This is a genomic window from Stenotrophomonas sp. GD04054 (assembly GCF_029836955.1).
GTDB lineage: Bacteria > Pseudomonadota > Gammaproteobacteria > Xanthomonadales > Xanthomonadaceae > Stenotrophomonas > Stenotrophomonas maltophilia_A.
Map to the genome: position 1 here is coordinate 16,321 of NZ_JAOECR010000039.1, position 25,634 is coordinate 41,954.

At 67.5% G+C, this 25,634-nt stretch carries 25 protein-coding genes; 18 read left to right on the forward strand and 7 right to left on the reverse strand.

Annotated features, from left to right (window positions below; translation table 11 throughout):
* Positions 1–41: 41 nt before the first annotated feature.
* The 11 genes from N7573_RS16325 (at position 42) to N7573_RS16375 (ending at position 12,701) form a co-directional block, all read left to right on the forward strand.
* Positions 42–581, forward strand: coding sequence for a GNAT family N-acetyltransferase (locus tag N7573_RS16325; protein ID WP_032129242.1), 540 nt, complete (start codon positions 42–44; stop codon positions 579–581).
* On the forward strand, positions 578–910 hold the full coding sequence (locus N7573_RS16330; protein WP_100437470.1) for a non-heme iron oxygenase ferredoxin subunit: 333 nt from the start codon (positions 578–580) through the stop codon (positions 908–910). The genes N7573_RS16325 and N7573_RS16330 overlap by 4 nt, the downstream gene beginning before the upstream one ends.
* 707 nt (positions 911–1,617) lie before the next feature.
* Positions 1,618–3,942, forward strand: coding sequence for a catecholate siderophore receptor Fiu (locus tag N7573_RS16335; protein WP_279912749.1), 2,325 nt, complete (start codon positions 1,618–1,620; stop codon positions 3,940–3,942).
* Positions 3,943–3,990: 48 nt separating this feature from the next.
* Entirely contained in the window at positions 3,991–4,668 is a 678-nt protein-coding gene (locus tag N7573_RS16340; protein WP_049463140.1) for a Fe2+-dependent dioxygenase, read from the forward strand.
* A 164-nt stretch (positions 4,669–4,832) separates the two neighbouring features.
* Complete coding sequence (locus tag N7573_RS16345; RefSeq protein WP_279912750.1) at positions 4,833–5,234, forward strand: hypothetical protein; 402 nt, start codon at positions 4,833–4,835, stop codon at positions 5,232–5,234.
* Between the two features lie 146 nt (positions 5,235–5,380).
* A complete protein-coding gene (locus N7573_RS16350) occupies positions 5,381–7,801 on the forward strand; it encodes a TonB-dependent receptor (RefSeq protein ID WP_279943220.1) in 2,421 nt (806 codons plus the stop codon).
* Positions 7,802–8,009: 208 nt separating this feature from the next.
* Positions 8,010–8,648 (forward strand): PepSY-associated TM helix domain-containing protein, encoded by a 639-nt coding sequence (locus N7573_RS16355; RefSeq protein WP_032129249.1) that lies wholly within the window; start codon positions 8,010–8,012, stop codon positions 8,646–8,648.
* A 26-nt stretch (positions 8,649–8,674) separates the two neighbouring features.
* Positions 8,675–9,193, forward strand: a complete 519-nt coding sequence (locus N7573_RS16360; protein ID WP_004147429.1) for a DUF2271 domain-containing protein — start codon at positions 8,675–8,677, stop codon at positions 9,191–9,193.
* A 76-nt stretch (positions 9,194–9,269) separates the two neighbouring features.
* Entirely contained in the window at positions 9,270–10,073 is an 804-nt protein-coding gene (locus N7573_RS16365; RefSeq protein ID WP_279943221.1) for a DUF4198 domain-containing protein, read from the forward strand.
* Between the two features lie 55 nt (positions 10,074–10,128).
* Positions 10,129–11,100 carry an FAD:protein FMN transferase gene (locus tag N7573_RS16370; RefSeq protein WP_279943222.1) on the forward strand — a complete coding sequence of 324 codons (972 nt, stop codon included), beginning with the start codon at positions 10,129–10,131 and terminating at the stop codon, positions 11,098–11,100.
* Entirely contained in the window at positions 11,097–12,701 is a 1,605-nt protein-coding gene (locus N7573_RS16375; protein WP_279913579.1) for a sulfite reductase subunit alpha, read from the forward strand. The genes N7573_RS16370 and N7573_RS16375 overlap by 4 nt, the downstream gene beginning before the upstream one ends.
* A gap of 293 nt (positions 12,702–12,994) precedes the next feature.
* Here N7573_RS16375 and N7573_RS16380 read toward each other — a convergent pair whose 3' ends face one another.
* The 4 genes from N7573_RS16380 to N7573_RS16395 all read right to left on the reverse strand — a co-directional run bounded on the left by N7573_RS16380 (position 12,995) and on the right by N7573_RS16395 (position 16,145).
* The gene (locus N7573_RS16380; protein WP_279913580.1) at positions 12,995–13,603 is read right to left on the reverse strand and encodes a HutD family protein; all 609 of its coding nucleotides are present in this window, start codon (positions 13,601–13,603) and stop codon (positions 12,995–12,997) included.
* A 34-nt stretch (positions 13,604–13,637) separates the two neighbouring features.
* Positions 13,638–14,363: a murein L,D-transpeptidase catalytic domain family protein gene (locus N7573_RS16385; RefSeq protein WP_279913581.1), complete on the reverse strand. Its 726-nt coding sequence runs from the start codon at positions 14,361–14,363 to the stop codon at positions 13,638–13,640.
* 17 nt (positions 14,364–14,380) lie between these two features.
* Positions 14,381–15,466: a L,D-transpeptidase gene (locus N7573_RS16390; protein ID WP_032129253.1), complete on the reverse strand. Its 1,086-nt coding sequence runs from the start codon at positions 15,464–15,466 to the stop codon at positions 14,381–14,383.
* 352 nt (positions 15,467–15,818) lie between these two features.
* Positions 15,819–16,145, reverse strand: coding sequence for a helix-hairpin-helix domain-containing protein (locus N7573_RS16395; RefSeq protein ID WP_012510302.1), 327 nt, complete (start codon positions 16,143–16,145; stop codon positions 15,819–15,821).
* 199 nt (positions 16,146–16,344) lie between these two features.
* Between N7573_RS16395 and N7573_RS16400 the strand changes: the two genes are divergently transcribed.
* The 4 genes from N7573_RS16400 to murU all read left to right on the forward strand — a co-directional run bounded on the left by N7573_RS16400 (position 16,345) and on the right by murU (position 19,975).
* Positions 16,345–17,838: a M20 family metallopeptidase gene (locus N7573_RS16400; protein WP_197579600.1), complete on the forward strand. Its 1,494-nt coding sequence runs from the start codon at positions 16,345–16,347 to the stop codon at positions 17,836–17,838.
* 70 nt (positions 17,839–17,908) lie between these two features.
* Positions 17,909–18,178, forward strand: coding sequence for a GlsB/YeaQ/YmgE family stress response membrane protein (locus N7573_RS16405; RefSeq protein ID WP_049398791.1), 270 nt, complete (start codon positions 17,909–17,911; stop codon positions 18,176–18,178).
* A gap of 64 nt (positions 18,179–18,242) precedes the next feature.
* Positions 18,243–19,268 carry a phosphotransferase gene (locus N7573_RS16410; RefSeq protein ID WP_279913582.1) on the forward strand — a complete coding sequence of 342 codons (1,026 nt, stop codon included), beginning with the start codon at positions 18,243–18,245 and terminating at the stop codon, positions 19,266–19,268.
* Positions 19,265–19,975, forward strand: coding sequence for an N-acetylmuramate alpha-1-phosphate uridylyltransferase MurU (murU, locus tag N7573_RS16415; RefSeq protein ID WP_279913583.1), 711 nt, complete (start codon positions 19,265–19,267; stop codon positions 19,973–19,975). Before N7573_RS16410 ends, murU begins: the two co-directional genes overlap by 4 nt.
* 525 nt (positions 19,976–20,500) lie before the next feature.
* On the opposite strand, the gene hda is transcribed toward murU, so the two are convergent.
* The 3 genes from hda to N7573_RS16430 are packed head-to-tail and all read right to left on the reverse strand — an operon-like array spanning position 20,501 to position 23,513.
* Positions 20,501–21,208, reverse strand: a complete 708-nt coding sequence (hda, locus tag N7573_RS16420; protein WP_032130359.1) for a DnaA regulatory inactivator Hda — start codon at positions 21,206–21,208, stop codon at positions 20,501–20,503.
* Positions 21,208–22,377 carry an AI-2E family transporter gene (locus N7573_RS16425; protein ID WP_032130360.1) on the reverse strand — a complete coding sequence of 390 codons (1,170 nt, stop codon included), beginning with the start codon at positions 22,375–22,377 and terminating at the stop codon, positions 21,208–21,210. The genes hda and N7573_RS16425 overlap by 1 nt, the downstream gene beginning before the upstream one ends.
* Positions 22,374–23,513 (reverse strand): DUF2066 domain-containing protein, encoded by a 1,140-nt coding sequence (locus N7573_RS16430; RefSeq protein WP_032130361.1) that lies wholly within the window; start codon positions 23,511–23,513, stop codon positions 22,374–22,376. The genes N7573_RS16425 and N7573_RS16430 overlap by 4 nt, the downstream gene beginning before the upstream one ends.
* A 99-nt stretch (positions 23,514–23,612) precedes the next feature.
* On the opposite strand from N7573_RS16430, the gene purM reads away from it, so the two are divergent.
* The 3 genes from purM to N7573_RS16445 are packed head-to-tail and all read left to right on the forward strand — an operon-like array spanning position 23,613 to position 25,601.
* Positions 23,613–24,671, forward strand: coding sequence for a phosphoribosylformylglycinamidine cyclo-ligase (gene purM / locus N7573_RS16435; protein ID WP_279913001.1), 1,059 nt, complete (start codon positions 23,613–23,615; stop codon positions 24,669–24,671).
* 22 nt (positions 24,672–24,693) lie between these two features.
* Positions 24,694–25,182, forward strand: a complete 489-nt coding sequence (locus N7573_RS16440) for a hypothetical protein (RefSeq protein ID WP_180838130.1) — start codon at positions 24,694–24,696, stop codon at positions 25,180–25,182.
* Positions 25,179–25,601, forward strand: a complete 423-nt coding sequence (locus N7573_RS16445) for a hypothetical protein (protein ID WP_032130364.1) — start codon at positions 25,179–25,181, stop codon at positions 25,599–25,601. The genes N7573_RS16440 and N7573_RS16445 overlap by 4 nt, the downstream gene beginning before the upstream one ends.
* Positions 25,602–25,634: the final 33 nt, after the last annotated feature.

Below are 25,634 nucleotides of genomic sequence, written 5' to 3' on the forward strand. Positions count from 1 at the left end.
TAGCCTCCCGCGCCCTTCCCCGCTCCACCTAGAATGTGCCCATGAGCACCCTGACCTTCCGCGCCGCCACGCCGGCCGACATCCCCGCCCTGATCGCCCTGGTCACCTCGGCCTACCGTGGTGACGCCAGCCGCGTTGGCTGGACCACCGAAGCCGACCTGCTGGACGGCGCCCGCATCGATGCCGAGGGCATCCAGGCCGACCTGGACCGCCCGCGCTCCACCATCCTGCTGGCCGAACGCGACGGCCAGCTGGTGGCCTGCGCCCACGTCGCCGATGTCGACGGCAAGGGCTACTTCGGCATGTTCTCGGTCGACCCGGCCCAGCAGGGTGGCGGCGTCGGCAAGCAGCTGATGGACGCCGCCGAAGCGCACGCCGCACGCGAATGGAAGGTGCCGGTGATGCAGATGACGGTGATCGACGTGCGCGACGAGCTGATCGCCTTCTACGAGCGCCGCGGCTATCTGCGCACCGGCATCAAGAAGCCGTTCCCGTACGGCGACGAGCGTTTCGGCATTCCCAAGCGCGACGACCTGCGCTTCGAGATCCTGGAAAAGCCGCTGGCCGGAGCCGCCGCGTGAGCGATACCTGGACCTTCGTCTGTGCCGGCACCGAGCTGCTGCCGGGTGAAATGAAGAGCGTGTTCGACGAAGTGACCGGCACGCCGATCGTGGTGTTCAACCTCGACGGTGAGTTGTACGCGCTGGAAGACCAGTGCACACATGAAGAGTTCGAGCTGTCCTCGGGCGAGTTCAACACCACCGAGGGCAGCGTGGAGTGCGTGCTGCACGGCGCGCGCTTCGACGTGCGTGACGGCCGCGCCCTGTGTGCCCCGGCCTACAGCCCTGTGCCCAAGTTTCCGGTGAAGCGCGAGCACGACGCTGTCTGGACCCGCGACGACCGGGACTGAGGCGGTGCGCGGCCCGGAGAGACCCCCCAAAGGGCGCCCCGCGGGAGAGCATCCACCCATGGGGTGGATCTACTGGAAGGCCATGAGGGCGCCCCCAGGCCGCTCCGGGGCAGCCCCAGCGGCCCGTCACGCCCCGCAGATGCGAATCATTATCGTTGATGTTATTCTACGTAACATCTTCGTAACGACTCCGCGCCCGCGCCATGGCTTCGCCCGCGCCCACCGCCACGCTGTGCCAGCTTGCCCGTCAAGGGTGGCCGCTGCTCGTGGCCGTGCTGCTGACGCTGGTGTTGGGCTGGTCTGCGTTGCATGAAGGCAGGCACACGGCGACCGCCGATGCGCCGACTCTGTATGCTCATGATGTGTCGCCCGCGTCCCCGCCACACGTGCTGCCGCACGAACAGGCGATGCACCCCGCTGAATCCGAACCCGATGGCAGTCGCGGCGACAAACCTCGTGCCCTGCGGCGACTCTGCCTGCAGCACCCTGACAATGCACCTGCAGACGCTCCGGCGCCGGTGACACCGACCCCTCCGGTGCTCGCACCGGGCCGGCGCCAGCCCCCATCCCACGCACCGCCCGCGCTGCTGGCCTGACGCTCTGCTGCGCCATGCGCAGCCGCATCCGCACGTCCCCCCTCGTTCTACGTACTGCTGCCGCGCGGCCCGCGCCGGCCGCCTCTCCCTGTTCCCCTTCTGCAGACGCCCATGAACCCGATCAAGAGCCGCAAGCACGCTTCGCCGCTTCGTACCCTGCCGCTGGCCACCGCCAGTCTTGCCGCCGGCCTCGGCCTGGCCACCCTGCCCGCGCTGGCCCACGCTGAAGCCACCGACAACGCCCGCACGCTGGACAAGATCGACGTGCACGCCACCCGGGGCTACAAAGCCGACAAGGTGGCCTCGCCGAAGTTCACCCAGCGCCTGCAGGACACGCCGCAAACCATCCAAGTGATTACCAGCGACCTGTTCAACCAGCAGGGTGCCACCACGCTGACCGAGGCGCTGCGCAACAGCCCGGGCGTGGGCACCTTCTATGCCGGCGAGAACGGCAACACGACCACCGGCGATGCGCTGTTCATGCGCGGCTTCGACACCTCCAACAGCTTGTATGTGGACGGTGTGCGCGACCTGGGCTCGATCTCGCGCGATGTATTCAACATCGAACAGGTGGAAGTGACCAAGGGGCCGGCCGGCACCGACAATGGCCGTTCGGCGCCGACCGGCGCGATCAACCTTGTCAGCAAGCAGGCCAACCTGCAGGACGCGACGTCGGCCAGCATTTCGCTGGGCAGCGACCAGCAGCGCCGCGCCACCGCCGACTGGAACCAGTCGCTGGGCACCACCAGCGCGCTGCGCATCAACGGCATGTGGCAGGACAGCGACCAGCCCGGCCGCGACCACGTGCAGAACAAGCGCTGGGGCATCGCACCGTCGCTGGCCTTCGGCCTGGGCACTGCCACGCGCTACTACCTCAACCTGCTGTACGTGAAGCAGGACAACGTGCCCGATGGTGGCGTGCCCACCCTGGGCCTGCCGGGCTGGACGCCGCAGCCGACGCTGGAAGCGCTGGCCGGGCACCCGGTCGATCCGGAGAACTTCTACGGCACCCGCGCCGACCACGATGACGTGACCGCGAAGATGGCCACGTTCCGTTTCGAGCACGACTTCAACGACAGCGTGCGCCTGACCAACACCGCCCGCTGGGGTCGCACCGAACAGGATTACCTGCTCACCGCCTTCATGGGCACCGGCGTGCGCGGCGCAGGCGGCCGCCCGACCGGCAACATCACCTATGCCAACCCGGCCGACCTTTCCAGCTACGCCATCGCGCGCAGCCTGCCGACCTTCAAGGACCAGCGCAACACGATCCTCACCGATCAGCTGAACCTGCGCGCCGACTTCGCCACCGGCGCGGTCGGGCACGCATTGAGCGCTGGCCTGGAATTCACCCGTGAAGAACTGGACAGCTACGGCCAGGCCGCCGCTGCCGGCACCAGCTGGCCCGCTGCGAACCTGTACAACCCGGACTGGAACGTCAGCGGCCTGAACTGGGCGCACAACGGCGCCGATGCACATGGCAAGACCACCACCTCCTCGGTGTACCTGTTCGATACCCTGTCCTTCGGCGAAAGCTTCCTGTTGACCGCTGGCGTGCGTGCAGACCACTACAAGACCGAGTACGCCAGCGCGTCGGTGTGTGGTGGCCGCGGCGGCCCGGCGTGTGGCAGCAATCCTGCCGGCACGGTGCTGCGCAACCCGACGCTGGACGCGTCCGATACGCTGCTGAACTGGAAGCTCGGCGCCCTCTACAAGGTCGGCGATGCCGTCAGCGTCTACGCCAACTACGCCATCTCGCAACAACCCCCGGGTGGTGCCAACTTCCAGCTGAGCAGCTCGGCCAGCAGTGCCGACAACCCCAAGCTGGACCCGCAGAAGGCCAAGACCTTCGAAGTGGGCAGCAAGTGGGCGTTCCTGGATGACGCCCTGGCAGTGAACCTTGCGTTGTTCCAGACGGACGTGGACAACGAGATCAACACCACCGTGCTCGACGATGCCGGCAACCCGACCCAGACCGGCAGCAAGCGGGTCAAGGGCGTGGAGCTCTCCGCAGTCGGCCGCCTGACCGACAACTGGTCGGTCAGCGCCGGATACAGCCACCTGGACACCGACGTAAGGGAAGGCGCGAAGGTGGCCGCCGATGGCACCACCAACCTGACCTATACCCCGGACGACACATTCACCGGCTGGACCAGCTACACCCTGCCCTACGGCATCACCGTGGGCGGCGGCGTACGCTATGCCGCCGGCATGCACCGCGGCACCGACGGCGCGGTGGGCACCCCGTCGTTCACCAAGTCCTACGTGGTGTATGACGCGGTCGTGTCCTGGGCAATCAATGAGACGATCTCGCTGCGCTTGAACGGCTACAACCTGTTCGACAAGCAGTACGTGGCCAGCATCAACAAGAGCGGCTACCGTTACACCCCGGGTGCCCCGCGCACCTTCCTGCTCAGCGCGGACATCCGCTTCTGATGCAGCACGCGGGGGAGCCCACTCCCCCGCGCCCCCAAAGGAACCGCCATGCTGCTGCACATTCCCGACGTGCTTTCACCCCAGGACGTGGCGCAGGCACGCAGGCGACTCGACGCTGCAGACTGGACCGACGGTCGCGAGACCGTCGGTGCACAGGGCGCGATGGTCAAGCACAATCTGCAGCTACCCGATGCATCTCCCCTGAAGGCGGAGCTGGGCAGGGACCTACTGGCCGCGCTGAGCCGCAGCCCCTTGTTCTTTGCTGCCGCGCTGCCCCTGAAGATCCTGCCGCCGCGCTTCAACCGCTACAGCGGTGGCGGCACCTATGGCTTCCACGTCGATGGCGCGGTGATGAACCTGGCCAACGGCGAACAGCTGCGCTCGGACATCTCCTGCACCCTGTTCCTGTCCGATCCGGACGAATACGAAGGCGGCGAGCTGATCATCAGCGATACCTACGGCGAGCACGAAGTGAAGCTGCCCGCTGGCGACCTGATCGTCTACCCGTCCAGCAGCCTGCACCAGGTGCGGCCGGTCACCCGCGGTGCGCGCGTGGCCTCGTTCTTCTGGGTACAGAGCATGATCCGCGACGATGTGCAGCGCCGCCTGCTGTGGGAAATGGATGGCTCGATCGAGCGCCTGCGGCAGACCGGCGGTGACGCCGAGGCGGTGCTGCAGCTGACCGGCGTGTACCACAACCTGCTGCGACGCTGGAGCGAAGTCTGAGCCACATCCGGCCGACCCGCGACAATTTGGCAATCATTCTCATTTGCAACAGCTAACAGCTCTCATTACAATCACGCCCCGTTGATGCCGGCCGCTGCCGGCAGACCCCTGGGGACCCCTGCTTGCTGCGCCCGCTTCGCCCTCGCCCACTCATCCATCGAAAGATGGGCACCGCCATGCGCGGTCAGCGTCCTGCGCTGGCCAGCCTGCTGGCGTGGGTGGCGATGCTGGCTTTGCTGCTGGGCACCCTGCCGCTGCTGCCACACGGCCAGGCCGGAATGGCCGTGCAGATGCCGCTGGAAGAGCGCGGTGGCGAAGCGTCCCCGCAGGAAGAAGCACTGGCCAAACTGCGCCGCTGTGCTGCCGCCCCGGTGAAATCGGCCGAGAAGGCGCGCCCGCCGCTGCTGCTGGCCAGCCAATGGCTGCGCACCGAGCTTGAACTCGTACCCGCCACGCCGGCCATGCCCGGCGTGCGCCCGGACTGGCCGCTGGCCGCTCCGGACACGCCCTGGGCCGACGCGCCCGGGCGCCGCCAGCAACGCGGCCAGGCGCCGCCGCTCGCCTGATTCACGCCCCCGCGTGACCGCCTGCGCGGTCGTGCCCGCACGCCGCTGCCTGCTTCATCCCTGCCGCCCCTGACCGGGCCTCCCCGTGCATGCCGCGCCGTTCGCGCCTGGCATTGCACCACCCTGCATCCTTCGAGGTTACTGCCATGGCCCAGCGCCATCGTGTCCGTTCGTCCCTGTCCCGTACCCTGCTGACCAGCGCCGTGCTGGCAGCCATGACCGCTCCTGCCTTCGCCCACGGTGACGCTTCCGGCGCGCCACAGACGCTGGACAAGGTGGTGGTCACCGCCTCCGGCTTTGAGCAGAAGGTGGTCGATGCACCCGCCAGCATCAGCGTGGTCAGCCGCGAAGAACTCAGCAAGCGCCCGTACACCAATCTGGTCGACGCGCTGCGCGACGTTGAAGGCATCGACGTCGGCCTGGAAGCCAGCGACAAGAACGGCCGTGCCACCATCTCGATGCGCGGCCTGCCCTCCGAGTACACCCTGGTGCTGATCGACGGCCGCCGCCAGAGCAATGTCGGCCAGCTGTATCCGAACAACTTCGGCGGTGGCCAGTTCGCCTACCTGCCGCCGCTGGATGCCATCGAGCGCATTGAAGTGGTGCGCGGCCCGATGTCCACGCTGTACGGCTCGGATGCAATGGGCGGCGTGATCAACATCATCACCCGTCGCAACCAGGACAGCTGGCACGGCGCGCTCACCCAGGGCTTCACCGTGCAGCAGGACGATCAGTTCGGCGATGCACGCACCACCGACGTCTACCTCAGCGGCCCGCTGGTCAAGGACCGCCTGAGCCTGGCAGTACGCGGCAGCTACTACGACGCCAGGGCCTCCAATCCGGAGTGGGATGCACTGACCCTGCCAGACGGCAGCCTGTGGGAGCGCAGCATCGGCTTCGGTGGCGGCGGCAAGTCGGTGGCCAACACCAACTGGAACACCGGTGTGCGGCTGAACTTCCACGTCAACGATGACCACGAACTGTGGCTGGACTACGACGTGTCGCGGCAGAAGTACGACAACAGCGAGGGCCAGACCGGCACCCTCGACAGCCTGGCCAGCCTGTGGCGCGTCGGCAATGCCGTCATCCCCAACCCGAACGGCAGCGGCACCGTCACCCGCCGCGTGGTGCAGCCGCGCGTGGGCTACACCGCCTACCAGCGATACGAGCGCGACCAGTTTTCGCTGACCCACCAGGGCCGTTACAGCTTCGGTACCTGGCAGACCTCGCTGACCCACAGCAAGAGCAGCAACCTGGGCCGCTCGCTGCCGCTGACCCTGGACGAACGCGCCAACCTGCAGACACTGTGGAACGACGTCTGCCGCCGCACCGGCGGCGCCAACAACTGCGCGGCCGGCCGCGGCAATGCACTGGCCGCCCTCAACCCAAGTGAAATGGCACGCCTGCAGGCATTCCTGCCGCGTCCGCTGCGCACCATGGAGCTGGAAGGCTACGTGCTCGACACCATGCTCGACCTCGACTTCGGCGCGCACAAGCTGACCGTCGGCGGCCAGTACAACGACACCGACATGATCGACGGCGTGTTCGGCATGGATGGCGCCGGCTACCGCAGCAACACCAAGCAGAAGCACCGCATGTGGGCGCTGTTCGCCGAGGACAACTGGTCGCTGACCGACACCCTCACCGCCACCTTCGGCCTGCGCTACGACGACCACAACGTGTTCGGCAGCCATGTCAGCCCGCGCGGCTACCTGGTGTGGAACGCCACTGACGCCTGGACCTTCAAGGGTGGCGTCAGCACCGGCTACAAGACGCCGCGTCCCGACCAGCTGTTCCCGGGCATCACCGGCTTCGGTGGCCAAGGCGTGCTGCCGCTGGTGGGTTCGCCGAACCTGAAGCCTGAAACCAGCACCAACTACGAGCTGGCCGCGTACTACGAAGACCAGCGCTGGGGCTTCAATGTCACCGGCTTCTTCAACAAGTTCGAAGACAAGATCGCCAGCGGCGGCACGTTCCCGAACTGCGAAGTGGCCCGCGCCGGCAGCGGTTATTGCGTGGACATCGGCCCAGGCTGGGCAGCACTGGGCTACAGCACCTTCACCCAGAGCGTGAACATCGACAAGGCCGAGACCCGCGGTGCGGAACTGGCCGGCCACGTCGACCTGCTCGACACCCTGCAGCTGCGCGGCAACTACACCTGGACCAAGAGCGAACAGACCAGCGGCCCCGACAAGGGGCGCCCGATCTCTGGCACCACGCCGGCAAAGCACATGGCCAACGCCAGCCTCAACTGGCAGATCAACGAAGCGATCAGCCTGTCGCTGATCGGCGAAGGCCGCTACGACCGCTATCGCGACACCCTCATCGACAGTGCCGGCGCCCGCCACGTGCGCTATTACGAGGACTACACGATCTTCCATCTCGGTGGCAGCTGGAAGGCCACGCCGTGGCTGACGGTCAACGCACGGGTCAACAACCTGTTCGACAAGGACTTCGTTTCGCAGTCGTGCCTGCTGCTCAATCCCAGCGAGTTCAGCTGCGTGGACGACTACGCGACCAAGGACCAGCGCCGCAGCTACTGGATTTCGTTGAACGCGAAGTTCTGATCTCTGCGCCCTGCCCTGGTGGGTGCCGACCTTGGTCGGCACCGCTCCATCCACGCATGGCGTGGATCTACTGATCTGCGGGATTGCCGGCCAGTCGGTAGTGCCGGCCGCTGGCCGGCAATCCCCCTGGGATACAGAACGACACGCAATTGCGAGCTATTCTCATCAATGATGTAATGGGCAGTCCCCGTCCGCCTCGAACCGTGCCGTGAGCCGTCCTGCCTCTTCCACCGTGCAGCAGCAACAGAACCGTGGCTTCTGGCTGCGGACGCTGCACCAGTGGCACTGGATCAGCTCGGCGGTCTGCCTGATCGGCATGCTGCTGTTTGCGGTGACCGGCCTGACCCTCAACCATGCGGCGAAGATCGAGGCCAAGCCCGAGGTGCAGAACCAGCATCTGGAACTGCCGGCCGCGCTGCTGGGCCAGCTGGGCACGCGCGAGGATGGCAACGCGCCGATCCCGCGCCCGGCCCGGCAATGGCTGGACACGCAGCTGGGCATCGCCATCGGCGGGCGCCCGGCCGAGTGGTCGGCCGAGGAGATCTACCTGTCACTGCCACGCCCGGGTGGCGACGCCTGGCTGAGCATCGATCGCGAGACCGGCGCGGTGGAGTACGAATCAACCTCGCGCGGCGCGGTGTCCTACCTCAACGACCTGCACAAGGGCCGCAACGCGGGCCCAGCGTGGGGCTGGTTCCTGGACCTGTTCGCCGTGGCCTGCCTGGTGTTCTGCATCACCGGCCTGTTCCTGCTTCACCTGCATGCACGGCAGCGGCGCATGACCTGGCCGCTGGTCGGCCTCGGCCTGATGATCCCGCTGCTGATCGCCCTGCTGCTGATCCACTGACTTTCCTTCGTTTCCGGAGCCGCCCCATGCGCGTCACCCTGACCATCGCCCTCAGCGGCCTGCTGGCCACCTCGCCGGCCTATGCCACCACCCTCGACATCAACGTCGAAGTGCCCAAGCTCAACGTGGCCGAGTACCACCGCCCGTACGTGGCGGTGTGGCTGGAAGGCGCCGACCAGAAGGTCGCGGCCAACCTGTCGGTCTGGTACCAGCAGACCAGCAACAGCGAAGGCCACGGCACCAAGTGGCTGCCGGACCTGCGCCAGTGGTGGCGCAAGAGCGGCCGCACCCTGCAGGTGCCGGTGGACGGCGTGACCGGCCCGACCCGCCCGGCCGGCAAGCACGCGCTGTCGTTCAACGACAAGCAGCCGGCGCTGAAGCAGCTGGCTCCGGGCAACTACACCCTGGTGGTGGAAGCGGTGCGCGAAGTCGGCGGCCGCGAGCTGCTGAAGATCCCCTTCACCTGGCCGGCCACCGCCGCGCAGAACGGCAAGGCGCAGGGCGCCACCGAACTGGGCCAGGTCACCCTCGCCGTCAAACCCTGAAAAGGGGACGGAGGGGATTAAGTCGTAATTCCCCTCCTCTCGCCGCACCACCCTGCATCCACCTGGAGTCTTCCGCATGAAGCGCACGCTCGTCCTCGCCGCCGCTCTGGCCGCTGCCCTTCCCTTCTCCGCCCTGGCCCACAAGGCCTGGCTGCTGCCCTCGCAGACCGTGATCGCCGGCAATGCGCCGTGGATCACCGTCGACGGTGCGGTCTCCAACGACCTGTTCTATTTCAACCACGTGCCGCTGCGCCTGGAGTCGCTGGTGATCACCACGCCGGACGGCAGCACCGTGCAGCCGCAGAACGCGTCCACCGGCAAGTACCGCAGCGTGTTCGATGTCGAGCTGAAGCAGCCGGGCACCTACCGCATCGCGTCGGTCAATGACGGCCTGTTCGCCACCTACGAGCAGAACGGCGAGCGCAAGCGCTGGCGCGGCAGCGTGGCTACCTTCGGCGAACTGCCCAAGGATGCGAAGAAGCTGGAAGTGAGCCAGTCGGTCGGCCGCGTGGAGACCTTCGTCACCAACGGCGCCCCGAACGACACCGCGCTGAAGCCGACCAACCGTGGCATCGAGCTGGTCGCCGTCGGCCACCCGAACGATCTGTTCGCCGGCGAGGAAGCCACCTTCCGCGTGCTGATCGACGGCAAGCCGACCGCCGGCCTGGAGTTCGAGATCGTGCGTGGCGCCACCCGCTACCGCAACGCGCAGGACGAGCTGAAGGTCACCAGCGATGCCAAGGGTGAGATCAAGGTGACCTGGCCGGAAGCCGGCATGTACTGGCTGGAGACCGGCACCGAAGACAACAAGACCTCGGTGAAGCAGGCCGCCAAGCGCCGCCTGAGCTACGTCGCCACGCTGGAAGTGCTTCCGCAGTAATGACGTGGACCGCGATGCCGGGCACGCCCCGGCATCGCGCCTGCAGCACACCACCATGACCGATCCCCTGCTCGACATCGCCCGCCTCGGTGGCACCACCATGGGCACCACCTGGAGCGTGTCGCTGGTCGCGTCGCGCCAGCGCGACCTGCACCCGCTGCATGCTGGCATCCAGGCGCGGCTGGACGAGGTGGTCGCGCAGATGAGCACCTGGGAGCGTGGTTCGGATCTGAGTCGCTACAACCGCGCCGACGCCGGCCAATGGTGCGTGCTGCCCGCCGAAACGCGCCACGTCCTGGCCTGCGCACAGTCCATCGCTGCCGCCAGTGACGGCGCCTTCGATCCCACCGTCGGCCCGCTTGTGGCGCTATGGGGGTTCGGTGCACACGCAGGCGATCGCCACCTGCCCGATGCCAACACCCTGCAGGCCACCCGCGACCGATGCGGTTGGCAGCGCCTGCAGTGGCAGGACGATGCGCTGCTGCAACCGGGCGGGTTGGAACTGGATCTCTCTGCGATCGCCAAGGGCTTCGGCGTCGATCACGTGGCCGCCTGGTTGCCTGGACAAGGCATCACTGGCGCGCTGATCGAAGTCGGCGGCGAACTGGCCGGCTACGGCCGCAAACCGGACGGCCAGCCGTGGCGCGTACTGGTGGAATCCGCACCCGAAGAAGACGTGCACACCGATACCCCGCCACGGGTGCTGGCGCTGGACGGCAAGGCGGTGGCCACTTCCGGCGATCGCTGGCACCAGTACCAGGCCGATGGCGAGGCCTACAGTCACAGCCTCGACCCGCGTACAGGCAGACCGGTGCGGCAGGTCGCCGCGGCAGTAACCGTGGTAGCCGACGACGCCATGCACGCCGATGCCTGGGCCACCGCACTGACCGTGCTGGGTCGCGAACAGGGCATGGCGCTGGCCGAACGCGAAGGACTGGCCGCGCGCTACCTGCAACGCGCCGCAGAAGGCCCGCAGGAATTCCTCAGCAGCGCCTTCCAGCGCCTGCTCGACGGGCAGGACGCATGAGCACTCGGCCATCGCGCGCGCTGTTCGGCAACGCACTTGTACTGATCGTACTGGCGCTGATCGCCTGGGCGCTGCTGCGACTTCATCTCGGCGAAGCCTGGTGGCAGGGCGCACCGCCGGCACGGCAATCTCAGATCGCCATCATCGCCACCGCGCTGTACGCGCTGGCCTGCGCAGCACTGTGGTGGCGCAGTCGTCCGCGCGATGATGCGGCGTCCGGCGATACCGCACCGATCCTGCTGGTCTGGTCCAGCCAGACCGGCTTTGCCCGCGAACTGGCCGAACGCAGTGCCGAGGCCCTGCGCGGTGCCGGCGTGCCGGTGCGTGTGCGCGGACTGCATGAGGTCGACGCCGCGTTGCTGGCCGACAGCCAGCGCGCGCTGTTCATTGCCAGCACCACCGGCGAAGGTGACCCACCCGACCACGCCCTGCCGTTCCTGCGCGGGGTGATGGCCACGCCGCCCTCGCTGCAGCACCTGCACTACGGCGTGCTCGCACTGGGCGACCGCAGCTATGGCCACTTCTGCGGATTCGGCCACCAGCTGGACACGTGGCTGCGCCAGCACGGTGCGCATCCGCTGTTCGATGCAATCGAGGTCGACAACGCCGATCCGGCGGCACTGCGCCATTGGCAGCAGTTGCTGGGACAACTTGGCGGAGGCGCCACTGAACTGCCCGACTGGAGCCCGGCCGAGTACCAGCCGTGGACGCTGCTGCAACGCGAGCATTTGAACCCGGGCAGCCCCGGTGGTCCGGTGTACTGGTTGCGCCTGCAGCCCCCGGCCGATGCAAATGCGCAGTGGCAGGCCGGTGACATCGCCGAGATCGGCCCGCAGCACGCATCGCACACCGTGCGTGCCTGGCTGGATGCACAACGCTTCGACGCGGACACCGTGCTGGATGATGGGCAGACGTTGCTGGCACGCGTCGCGCGCTCGCACCTGCCCTCATTGGTTCCCCCGGGTGATCTGCCTGCCTTGCTGGCGACCCTGCAACCGCTGCCGCATCGCGAGTACTCGATCGCCTCGGTCATGGCCGACGGTGCGGTTGAGCTGCTGCTGCGCCGCCAGCTGCGCGCTGACGGTACACCCGGCATCGGCAGCGGCTGGCTGTGCGACCACGCTGCCATCGGCGAACCGGTACAGCTGCGTCTGCGCCGCAACGACAATTTCCATGGCGCGCCGGCCGATGCGCCGCTGCTGCTGATCGGCAACGGCACCGGCATCGCCGGCCTGCGCGCGCATCTGCACGAACGCGTACGCAGTGGCGCACGCCGCAACTGGCTGCTGTTCGGTGAGCGCACCGCCGCGCATGACTTCCACTTCGGTGAAGAACTGCAGGCGATGCTGGAAGACGGCACGCTGGCGCGGTTGGATGCGGTATTCAGCCGCGATGGCGGCGCGCATCGCTACGTGCAAGACCGGCTGCTGGCCGAAGCGGCAACGCTGCGGCAGTGGGTGGATGAAGGCGCGACGATCCTGGTCTGCGGCAGCCTGCAGGGCATGGCCCCGGCGGTGGATGCAGTGATCGAGCAGGTGCTGGGTACCGCGGGCAAGGAAGCGCTGTTGCTGGCCGGTCGTTACCGGCGCGATGTGTATTGAGGCCACCGCATCCTGGTGGGTGCGAACCGCTTTCTGGTGGGTGCGAACCTTGGTTCGCACCATGACGCGGTATCGGCGGCCCCATCCACGCATGGCGTGGATCTACTGAACAGATTCGGCTGGCGCGAACCGCATTCTGGTGGGTGCGAACCTTGGTTCGCACCGTGACGCGGTGTCGGTGGCCGCATCCACGCATGGCGTGGATCTACTGAACGGTGTGTCCAGACATGGTGGCAACCGCATTTGCAGTAGATCCACGCCATGCGTGGATAGCGCCCACGGGCGCCCAGGAATCATCCCGCCGCTGCACTGACCCGTATCGCCAGCAATTCGCCACCGCCCTGCACCGCATGACGCTGCCGTTCACCGGCCGCCAACCACGCAGTGTCTCCCGCCTGCAACGCCGGCAGGCCACTATCTGCACCAAACTCCGCCTGACCGGCCAGCAGATGCAGCGCCCAGGCAACGCCCGGTTCGCAGAAGAAGAACATCGTGCCCACCAGCGGCCGGTGCAGCAGTTCGGCCCGCAGCAGCTCGCGCTTCCACATCAGGTTGAAGTCGTGGGTGGTGCCATCGACCAGTTCGCCGTGCAGCGCTTCCTCACCGGCAAAACGCACGCGTCCGTGCGGCGGCAGCACCTCGGCCACACGGCCATCCTCGAAACGCAGGCGCACGCCATTGCCCTGCAGCAGCACCAGCTCGCGCTCCACGCCGGGGAAGGCGGAGAACGCGGCATCCTGCTCGATCTCGGCCACCGACAGGCGTAGCGCCCAGTCATCACCCTGCGCCGGCAGTCGCAGGATCTCGCGGGTCCAGCCCAAGCCGTTGCGCCAGCGTTCGCGGCGATAGTCCAGGCGGGAGATCACCTGGCTCGGAGTGTGCAACAGGGAGTCGATGTTCATCGGCGCATTGCATCATGCCGCGCGCCGTCATGCATCACCGCGTGGCGAGCGTGCCCTGGCCACCACACTCACCGCCCAGCAGCTGCGAGTGCTTCAGCCAGTCCTGGTCGGGGTAGTAGGCGAACACCATCGTGCCGCCACGCAATGCGTCGATCAGCGGCTTGGCCACCGACAGGCGTACCGCAGGGCAGCCCAGGCTGCGGCCGAGCCGCCCCTGCAGCTGCGCAGTCGCCGGGTTCACGTACGGCGCGCCGTGGATGACGATGGCGCGTTCGCGCGCGCGGTCGTTGAAGCCCGGTTCCAGCCCGGCCAGGCGCAGCGAATAGCCGTTGCCGCCCATGTAGGTCTCCTGCGCGGTGAACGCGCCGAGGCTGGACATGAAGCTGCCATCGCGGTTGGAGAAGTGTTCGGTGCGGTTCTCACCGCTGTTGCGGCCATGCGCCACCCATTCCTCGAACAGCAGGCGCTGGTGGGCCAGGTCGAACACCCACAGGCGCGGCTCGGTGGACGGCCGCGAATAATCGATCACGCTGAGGCGATCACCATTGATGCCCAGCTCCGGCCGCTGCAGCGCGCAGCGCATGGCGTGCGCCGCCAGCTGCAATACGTGGCGGTCGGCCTTGGGCGCACTGCGCGACAGCAAGGCGGCCAGATCATCGGCACTGGTGGCAAGGGCGGGCGTCTGTGCCAGCACCGGAGCACTGGCCGAGGTCGCCAGCAGGCCGAACGCGGCCAGCCGGCACAGGCGGGATGCAGTCATGGGCACAACGAAGGGACTCAGTTGCCCTTGAGGGTGGACCCTGGCGGCTCGGATTCCAAGACCGGCTGCATTCCGGATTCAGCCGGGCTTGGGCGGACCGCCGGCAGCGAGGTCACCAGCAGGGTCGTGCCCGGTACCAGCACCTGGTACAGCTGGCGGGCGAAATCGGCCGGCAACGCCATCGGCAGCGAGGGCGTGGCCAGCAGGTCCGGCGTGGCCTGGGCACGGTCCTGGCCCAGCAGCGGATAGGCCGTCCACTGGTGCAGGCGCTGGTTCGCGTCCAACGGGCTGGGCGTATCGCTGTAGCCCTGCCCCATCACGAACAGGGTGGTGCCCTGGAACGCCGGCAGGGCGTCGGCCTTCAGCGGCGACTCGCCGATCATCACGCCATCGCGCAGCACGTACAGGCGCTGGTCGTGCAGGCTGACCAGGATGCCGACCTGCCCCGCCGGCGCCGCGCTGTCGTTCCACCAGGCCTGCGCCGGCGCCCCACCCTCGGTCTCCGGCAAGGCCTGGCCACGCGCGTTGACCGGTGCCAGTACCGACGGATAGGCCAGGGTCATCGGCGAGCTCTTGGCATCGGCCACGACCACGGTGTCGCCACGCTGGGTTTCACTGAACAGCTTCTGCGCGAAGGCCTGCGGCAGCCGCACGCAGCCATGCGAGGCCGGATGACCAGGCAGGCTGCCGCCATGCAGGGCGATGCCGTCCCAGGTCAGCCGCTGCATGTAGGGCATCGGCGCGCTGTTGTAGAGGTTGGACTTGTGGTCCTTGTCCTTCTGCAGGATGGTGAACACGCCGGTCGGCGTCTCATGCCCAGCCTTGCCCGAGCTGATCGTGGTCAGGCCGATGGCAATGCCGTTGCGGTACACGTACGCGCGCTGCTCATCGAGGCTGACCACCAGCACGATCGGGCCGGTCGGTGAAATTTCCGGATGCCACAGGTATTCGCCCGGCTTGAGGTCGGTCGGTCCGCGCACTTCGGCGGTGCTGGCTGCGGCAGCGGCAGGCTTGGCGGCCGGCGTCGGCGCAGCGGCATGGCCCAGCAGCGGCAGGGCCAGTGCAAGGGCGAGCATCAGGGTAGTGGGGCGGTGCAGAAGCAACCAGCGGGGGTCCTTTCCATGCGGTGCGGCCACCGTACACCATCGACCCGTGGTGGCCGCGGCAAAACCAGGTGCCGGAAATGAAACTGCCCGGCGACACAGCCATGTGTCGTACCGGGCAATCGTTACGTCCTTGTCGGCCTGCTGCCGCCCCCTCGCATCCTGCGCTGTGGGGGTAGCGTTGCATCCTGCACGCGGCCGCGTCTGTCCTGTTTGTATCTCAGCCCCTTCCACAGGTCTGTGATGCCACCATCCTGGTGATTGGTGCCGCGTCCTGCGGCGGTCGGTGGTCACGGCCTTCCTGTCCGTGTCCGGTGAACCAGCCTCCTGCCGGTTCCGACGATTCCTGCTGTCAGCGCCTCGGTACGGTTCGCACCGGTACCGATCCGGGTACCGGATCCGCCGGCAATAACCTGTTGCCTACGGTGATCCGCTGTCGATTCCGTTCGACGATTGCTTTCCCTATCCCCTTCACCTGCGTCAGGTCCTCGACGCGATGAAACGGGCCGTGTCTGCGCCGGTGCTCGACGATCGCCTCGGCCTTGGCGGCTCCGACCATCGTCAATCCCTGCTGCAGCGCCTGGGCATCGGCGCGGTTGATGTCGATCGGTTCGGCGGCATGCGCCCCAGCGATCCACACGACCAGCACCAGTGCCCTCAACACGACACTCCAAGGCACGACGTGTATCTCCTTGTGATTCTGGCCGTCCCGACCGGCAATCCCGTCGGTAGGAACAGTGTCCGTCACCACATGCACACAGCCTATCGGTTTCCTGGATTTCTAAAAGCCAGCCAAATACCCGACGTGATGTAGGAAAAACCCTACCCGCGGCACAGGCGTAGAATGGCCGGATCAGCCCATGCAACCGGAGTTTCAGATGGACAGCGCCAAGCTCGGCCAATTCGTCAATGACAAGTGGGACAGCGAAATCGTCCCGCAGTTGGTCGACTACATCCGCATTCCCAACAAGTCGCCGATGTTCGACGCCAATTGGGTGCAGAACGGCTACATGGAACAGGCGGTCACCCTGATGGAGAACTGGGCCAAGGCCCAGCAGCTGCCCGGCCTGAAGGTTGAAGTGGTGCGTCTGGAAGGCCGTACCCCGCTGATCTTCCTGGAAATTCCGGCTACCGGCGCCGAAACCGGCGACGACACCATCCTGCTCTACGGCCACCTCGACAAGCAGCCGGAAATGACCGGCTGGGACGACGACCTCGGCCCGTGGACCCCGGTCCTGCGCGGCGACAAGCTGTATGGCCGTGGCGGTGCGGACGACGGCTACGCCATCTTCGGCTCGCTGGCAGCGGTGCTGGCACTACAGGCCCAGGGCCTGCCGCACGCCCGCTGCGTGGTGCTGATCGAAGCCTGTGAAGAGTCGGGCAGCTATGACCTGCCGGCCTACGTCGACCACCTCGCCGACCGCATCGGCAAGCCGTCGCTGGTGGTCTGCCTGGATTCGGGCTGCGCCAACTACGACCAGCTGTGGTGCACCACCTCGCTGCGCGGCCTGACCGGCGGCAACTTCACCGTGAAGGTGCTCAACGAAGGCGTGCACTCCGGCGATGCCTCCGGCGTGGTGCCGTCCAGCTTCCGCCTGCTGCGCCAGCTGCTGTCGCGCATCGAGGACCAGGACACCGGCCGCATCCTGATCGACGGCATGAACGTTGAGATCCCGGCCGAGCGCCAGGAACAGGCCAAGCGCGCCGCCGAAGTGGTCGATACCGAGATCTTCGAGAAGTTCCCGATGGTCGACGGCCTGCGTCCGATGAACGAGGACCTGACCGAGCTGGTGCTCAACCGCACCTGGCGCCCGGCACTGTCGGTCACCGGCGTGGGTGGCATGCCGCCGCTGGAATCGGCCGGCAACGTGCTGCGCCCGCAGACCTCGGTGAAGCTGTCGCTGCGCCTGCCGCCGACCGCCGATGGCAAGACCTGCGGTGAACTGCTGAAGGAAGCGCTGCTGCGCGATCCGCCGAACGGCGCGCAGGTCACTCTGGATCTGGAAAAGGCCTCCACCGGCTGGAACGCCCCGGCCATGGCGCCGTGGCTGACCCAGGCCATCGACGACGCCAGCCAGGCCTTCTTCGGCAAGCCGGCGATGTACATGGGCGAAGGTGGCTCGATCCCGTTCATGGGGATGCTGGGTGAGAAGTTCCCGGGCGCCCAGTTCATGATCACCGGCGTGCTCGGTCCGCACTCCAATGCACACGGCCCGAACGAGTTCCTGCACATTCCGATGGGCAAGAAGGTCACCGCCTGCGTGTCCAAGGTGATCAGCGAGCACTACGCCGCCAGCCTGCGCGGCGAGACCAGCGGTTCGCCGGTGGCTGCCGACAGTGGCACCCGCCACGGCGACCACGGCTGCTGCTGAATCCGGCACACCGTGACGGACGCAGCCTGGCCTTGCTAGGCTGCGTCCACCCTTGGTGGAAATCGCGCGCATGAATGGTCTGTTCGGCAGCAGCAGCTGGCTCTACATCATCCTGGTCGGCTTCTTCGTCGGCCTGCTCGGGCGATTCTTCATGCCCGGCAACAACCGCATGGGCTGCCTGCTGACCATCGTGCTGGGCATCATCGGCGCGCTGCTGGCCGGGTGGTTCGGCCAGTACATGGGCTGGTACGCCCCCGGTGAGCCGGCCGGCTTCCTCGGTGCGGTGCTGGGCGCGGTGGCCGTGCTGGCCGTCCTGCGTCTGTTCAGCGGTCGCCGCTGATCCCGCACCCTCTTCCCTTCCTGTTCCCGACGTAGGCGCGCCCGGCGCGCCCGGATATGCCTGCATGACCGAACCCACCTCCGATCCCCAGCGCAGCGCGCAGCGCCTGCAGTGGGCCCGTACCCAGCTCGATGATTCCAGTGCGGTGGTCGAACGCGCCTCGGTCGATGCCGGCATGCGCAGCTACTGGCGCACCACCAGCACGCGCGGCAGCCACATCGTGATGGATGCCCCGCCGGGGCTGGAAGATCCGCGCCCGTGGCTGCGCATGCGCGGCCTGCTGGATGACAACGGCCTGCGTGTGCCCGCGCTGCTGGCACAGGATCTGGATGCCGGCTTCCTGCTGCTGGAAGATCTCGGCGGCCCGACCCTGGCGAAGATCCTCGACGAGCGCAACGCGGACGAATGGTTCGGCCGCTCGATCGAACAGCTGCTGCGCCTGCAGGCGATCCCGGTGCCGGCCGACTTCGGCCAGTTTGGCGAAGCGCTGCTGCAGCGCGATGCCGGCCTGTTCGACGAATGGTTCCTGCAGCGCCACCTGAACCTGGAACTGGACTGCGGCGAGATTGAAGGGCTGCAGCTGGTGCACCGCCGCTTGATGGACAACGCGCTGGGCCAGGCCCAGCTGATGACCCATCGCGACTACATGCCGCGCAATCTGATGCCGGTCGAGAGTGGTCCGGCAGTGCTGGATTTCCAGGACCTGGTGCGCGGCCCGATCGCCTACGATGCGATGAGCCTGTTCAAGGACGCGTTCCTGAGCTGGCCGCTGCAGCGTGTGGACGAGTGGCTGGCGCAGTATCACGAGCGCGCCCGCAACGCCGGCCTGCCGGTGCCCGACCGTGCCACCTTCCTGCGCGATGCCGACTGGATGGGCATCCAGCGCCACGTGAAGATCCTCGGCCTGTTCTGCCGCCTGCGCTATCGCGACAACAAGGGCCATTACCTGGACGACGCGCCGCGCTTCATCAACTATCTGGATGAAGTGCTGCCGCGCTACCGCGAGCTGGCACCGCTGCAGCAGCTGCTGGAACACCGCATCAAGCCGGCGCTGACCGACCTGGCCGCACCGATGCGCGTGGCCCGATGAAGGCGCTGGTCTTTGCTGCCGGCCTCGGCGAGCGCATGCGCCCGCTGACCCTGCACACGCCCAAGCCGCTGCTGGACGTGGCCGGCAAACCGCTGATCGTCTGGCACCTGGAACGCCTGGCCGCACTCGGCGTGCGCGAGGTGGTGGTCAACACCGCATGGCTGGCCGAACAGTTTCCAGCGACGCTGGGCGATGGCAGCCAATGGGGCCTGCGCCTGCATTTCATGTACGAAGGGCAGACCCCGCTGGAAACCGGCGGCGGCATCCTCAATGCACTACCGGTGCTGGGCGACGCCCCGTTCCTGGTGGTGAACGGCGACATCTGGACCGATTTCGATTTCACCACGCTGCCGCGCGAGCCGCAGGGCCAGGCGCATCTGGTGCTGGTCGACAATCCGGTTCAGCACCCGAACGGTGACTACCGCCTCGATGCGCAGGGGTTGCTGCACCACGACCGCGAAGGACCGTGCCTGACCTATGCCGGCATCGGCGTGTATCGCCCTTCCATCGTGGCCGACTGGCACACGGTGATCGGTGATGCACCGGGCAGCGAGCGGCTGCCGCCGAAGTTCTCGGTGGTGCCGCTGCAGAAGCACTTCATGGCACAGGGGTTGATGACGGGGCAGCACCATCGCGGGCGCTGGACCGATGTCGGGACCTTGGATCGCCTGCGCGCGCTGGATGCTGAGTTGGCCGCGAACGGCTGAGCCCCTCGTGGCTGGATGCCTAATCAGTAGAGTCGAGCTTGCTCGACTGCAAAGCCGTGCTTGGCCGGGCGGGATGGGTACGCGGGGGACGCCGTGAATCCATCCATGGAGGCTTGTCCGCGGCATCCATGCCGCAGACACCCCCGCGTACCCATCCCGCCCGGCCTCTGACAGTTTCCGTGCGCGTCCAGCCACGGAAAAGAAAAAAGAAAAGCAAAAGCGGGTCGCGTCGCTATGCTCGCTCTGGTGTCGACCAAGGTCGACACCTACCACAAGCAAGACGCGTGTCGACCAAGGTCGACACCCACCAACAGCCGCGGGAACCTGTCGAAGGCGGGGTGGCTCAGGTTGCGGGGGCGTGAGCGCCATGGATGGCGCGACCGAGGCTACATGGACGTACTTGCGCCGTCCCCCGCAACCTGAGCCACCCCGCCATCCCACGGATAGCCCGCTTTTGACGTTGACGTTGACGTTGCTTCGGCTTCGGCGGGTGCAGGGCGCAGCCCTGCAAAGCAAACCCCACCCTCAGTAACGCGGCCGGCCTTCTTCCAGCACCTGGCGCAGGAACGGCACGGTGATCCGCCGCTTCGCCGCCAGCGACTCGCGGTCCAGCCAGTCCAGCAGCGTGATCAATCCACCCAGCTCGCGACCGGTGTGCGACAGCAGCCACTCGATCGAGGCCTCGTCGATCGCCAGCCCACGCCGCAGCGCGCGCTCACGCAGCACCGCTGCCCGTCCTTCCTCATCCAGCGGCTGCAGCAGCACACGCACGCACTGGCCCAGCCGCGAACGCAGATCGGGCAGTACCAGGCCCAGTTCTTCCGGCGCCTTCTGCGCCGTGTACAGCACGGTCACGCCCGCAGCGCGCGCGCGGTTGTGGAAATCGAACAGCGCGATCTCGTCCTCGCGGTTGCCGGCCACCTCGTCCAGGCCGTCCAGCGCCACCAGCTCGCGCGCCTCCAGCCCATCCAACGCCGCACGTACGCGGCCGGCGGCGCTGGCCAGCGGTACGTAGGTCGGCAGTCGCCCGGCCTGCTCGGCGCTGGAGCACATCGCCAGTGCCTGGTGGGTCTTGCCCGTGCCCGCCGCACCTTCCAGATAGACCCAATCGTGGCTGGCACCCACCGCGATCGCGCGCAGCTGCGCCAGCGCGCCGTCCGGCGCGCCGATGAAGGTCTCCAGGCGCTGGTCCCGCGGGTAATGCAGGGCCAGCGGCAGTTGCGGCACACCCATCACTTCAGGTCGGGGCCCTTGTCGTTCGGAATGATGATATGGGGGGCATCGACCACGCCATCAAGCACGATCGCCGGCTTTTCACCCACGTACAGCTCGCTCTGGCGATAACGCTGGTGCGCGTAGCGCAGCAGCACGTTGGTCACCGCTGCCACCGGCAGCGCCAGCAGCATGCCGAGGAAGCCGAACAGCTGGCCGCCGGCCATCACCGCGAAGATCACTGCCACCGGGTGCAGGCCGATCTTGTCGCCGACAATCCGCGGGGTCAGCACGTAGCTTTCCAGCAGCTGGCCCACGGTGAACACCACGCCGACCAGGATCAGCAGCTTCAGGTCGAAGCCCTGTGCCTGCACCAGTGCGGCGACCACCGCCATCAGGATGCCGGTGGTCGCGCCCAGATAGGGAATGAAGCTGATCAGGCCGGCAATCAGGCCGATCAGCAGACCCAGCTTGAGGCCGACCAGCGACAGGCCGCCGGCATAGATCACACCCAGCGCCAGCATCACCAGGAACTGACCGCGGATGAAGGCGCCCAGCACCTCGTTGGACTCACGCGCCAATGCGCTGATGGTGCCGATCTGGTTGCGCGGAATCACCGACGCCACGCGCTCGACCAGCTTGTCCCAGTCACGCAGGAAGTAGAACGCCAGGATCGGCAGCAGCAGGATGTTGACCACCCAGGTCACCATCGCAAAGCCCGAACGCGAGACGTAGCCCATGAACGTGGTGGCAAAGCCGCCGGCCTGCTGCCAGTGGCTGCGCACCCATTCGATCAGGCGGTCCGGGTCCAGCCACTGCATCACTTCCAGGCCGGTCTTCTGCTCGAACCAGGGAATGCCCTTTTCCATCAGCCACGCCTGTGCCTGCGGCGCGACCGCAATCAGGGTGGTGATCTGGCGCTCGATCATCGGCACCAGCACCAGCAGCAGCGCCACGATCACCAGCACCATCGCCGCGAACACCAGCACCACGCCGGTCATGCGCGAACGGCCGGTGGCCTCGATGCGGTCCACCAGCGGATCGCCCAGCCAGGCCAGCGCCAGCGCCAGCACGAACGGGGTCAGGATCGGCGCCAGCAACCACACCACCCAGCCGATCAGGCCGGCGAACAGGATGTACTTCAGGCGGCGCAGGAACTGCGCGATTTCCGCTTCCGGGGTCAGGTTCATCGCAGGCGGTACTCGTTGCTGACCGGCGCAGCGACCGGGGCACCGGTGGTGTCGTCGATCGGCGTCGGCAGGGCCGGCAGCGGTGCGCTCGGCACCAGCACGCCGTTGTCGCCCAGCATGCGGTTGAAGCCGGCCAGGCCGGTGGTCATCTCCAGGCTCAGCTCCAGCTGGCCGGCCGAAGCGTGCAGCGGGGTGACGTTGCGCACCACCGGCACCTCACGCAGGCCGGCAGCCAGGCGCAGGTAGTCGTCGGCACTGTTGATGCCGGTGACCACCACCCGATAGGTGCCGGCCTGGCCGACGGCCGCGCCGGCCTTGGCATAGCGCTTGACCAGCGCATCGGCGGCACCATCGGCACCGGCGGCCATCGCGCGCATGGCGTTGGCGTCCTTGCTGGTCCACTTGTTCAGCTCACGGCCGTTGTCGACGAACACCCAGTCCGCCTGCCAGCCGCCATTGGCGCGGTACAGCTTGCCGATCAGCTGCATCGGCGGCGAGTAGCGCGAAGAGGCACGGGCCACGGCGGCACTGTCCTGGCGCCAGATGGCACCGGCCAGCGCCTGTTCGGCGGCACCACCGCTGGGCAGGCCCAGCTTGTAGCCGCGTTCAATGGCGCGGTTCAGCAACGGGCGGGCGGCGTTGGCCTGCTGCACGCTGACCAGGCGCGGACCGCTGCCGTCATCGACGGCCAGCCACAGCACCGGCTTCGGCCGCGGCTGCGGCCACAGCGGCAGGCCCAGCGCCGACACCAGCGAATCGACATCGTCCTCGCGGAAGCGGGCCACCAGCAGGGTGCGGAAGCTGGGGGCGCCACTGGCGCTCACGCTCTGGTCCTGCTTGTAGTCGTAGCTGGCCACGTAATCCTTGGCATTGCGCAGCGCCTGCGCCACGCCAGGGCGCGACATCACGCTGCGATCGCCGGACAACTTGCCCAGTACAACGCTCAAGGCGCGGGCCAGCGCACCGTTGCGGTCGGCTTCGGCCTGGCTGTTGACGGGCACTTCGGCCTCGTACGCGCCAGTGGCGGTGGCAACATCACCCTCGGTGCGCAGGCCGCTCTGGGCCATCGTGGCCACCGGCAGGCTCAGCGCAAGGAGCAGGGTCAGAATCAGGCTGCGGCGCATCAGGACATCCATTGGCTCGACGTATCCGGGGGAATTGTTGCCCGAATACGGCCTTTGCGCCAATGCGGCCTGTTAAAATCGCCCGTTCAACCCCTGCCAGCGCCGACGCCCGTGACCAACACCCCGTCTTCCGCCCCCTCCCCCCTCACCTACCGTGACGCGGGTGTCGACATCGACGCCGGCAACGCGCTGGTCGAGCGGATCAAGCCCCTGGTCAAGCGCAGCTTCCGCCCGGAAGTGATGGGCGGCCTGGGCGGCTTCGGCGCCCTGTTCGACCTGTCCAACAAGTACCGCGAGCCGGTGCTGGTGTCGGGCACCGACGGCGTGGGCACCAAGCTGAAGCTGGCCCACCAGCTGAACCGCCACGATACGATCGGCATCGATCTGGTCGCCATGTGCGTGAACGACGTGCTGGTGCAGGGTGCCGAACCGCTGTTCTTCCTGGACTACTTCGCCACCGGCAAGCTGGACATCGACACCGCCGCGGCGGTCGTGGGCGGCATCGCCAACGGCTGCACCGAGGCCGGCTGCGCGCTGATCGGCGGCGAAACCGCTGAAATGCCCGACATGTATGCCCCGGGCGAGTACGACCTGGCCGGCTTCACCGTCGCCGCCGTCGAGAAGAGCGAGCTGAAGGATGGCGCCAGCGTGGCTGCCGGCGATGTGCTGATCGGCATCGCTTCGTCCGGCCCGCATTCCAACGGCTACTCGCTGGTGCGCCGCATCTACGACCGCGCCGGCCGCCCGGCCGAGCTGGAGCTGGAAGGCGGCGTGAAGCTGGTCGATGCGCTGATGGCGCCGACCCGCCTGTACGTGAAGCCGATCCTGTCGCTGCTGAAGTCGCACGGCGCGGCCATCCACGGCATGGCCCACATCACCGGTGGTGGCCTGACCGAGAACATCATCCGCGTGGTGCCCGAAGGCCTCGGCCTGGACATCCAGGCCTCGTCCTGGACCCTGCCGCCGGTGTTCCAGTGGCTGCAGAAGGAAGGCGCGGTCGCCGACAGCGAGATGTGGCGTACCTTCAACTGCGGTATCGGCTTCGTGCTGATCGTGGCGCCGGACCAGGTGGCCGCGGTATCCGATGCGGTCAAGGCGCAGGGCCTGGAGCACTGGACCATCGGCCAGGTGGTCACCGCCGAAGGCGCCGAGCGCGTCCACATCGCCTGATCCCGACAACCCAGGAGCCCGCATGGACGCAACGCCCCCCTTGTCGCCCGCCCCCGTGCCGCCGCCGCTGGCGACGGTACCGGTGTTCAACGCGCAGGATGCCGACCACCTGCGCATGCTGGCCATCGCGCACTACGTGGTCGGCGGCCTGATCGTGCTGTTCTCGCTGATCTTCATCATCCACATCGTGCTGGGCATCACCGCGCTCACCGGCAACCTGCCGATGAATTCCGGCGGCCAGCCGTCGTCGCCGGCCGAACAGCGCCTGTTCGGCTGGATGTTCACCCTCATCGGTTGCGTCGCCGTATTCGGTGGCGTCACCCTGGGCGCGTTCGTCGCCTATGCCGGACGCTGCCTGGCCCAGAGACGCCGCTACCTGCTGTGCCTGATCGCGGCCGGCCTGGCCTGCCTGTTCACCCCCGTCGGCACGGTGCTGGGGGTGTTCAGCCTGATCACCCTGCTGCGCCCGCAGGTGAAGGCCGCCTTCGACCTTCCCGCCACGCCCGCATGACCGCCTCCGGCAATCCGCCGCCGCTGCCGCATCAGACCCTGGCGCAGTTGCAGCTGACCAGCCATCTGCAGACGCTGAAAGTGCTGTTCTACGCGTTGGCCGGCTTCCATTGGTTCGCCACAGTGGCGTTCCTTGGCCTCAGCGGATGGGTGGCCCACTCGCGCGGGCTGGACGACGCCTGGATGCTGACCACGGTCTATGCGTCCATCGCAGTGCTGGCGGCCGTGCTGGGGTTCGTGCAGTTGTATACCGCGCGCCAGCTGTCACATCGCACCGGGCTGGCCTGGTGCCGGCGCGCGGCGTGGCTGGGCGTACTGGCCGGCCCGCTGGGCATGGCCTTGGCCGCCTATGCCTGGGTGTTCCTGTCCAAACCTGACATGGCCGCGCTGTTCGACCGCGGCGACCACCTCAGTGTCTGAACCTGCCGGCAGACGCCCCGTCCTTTCCTGATC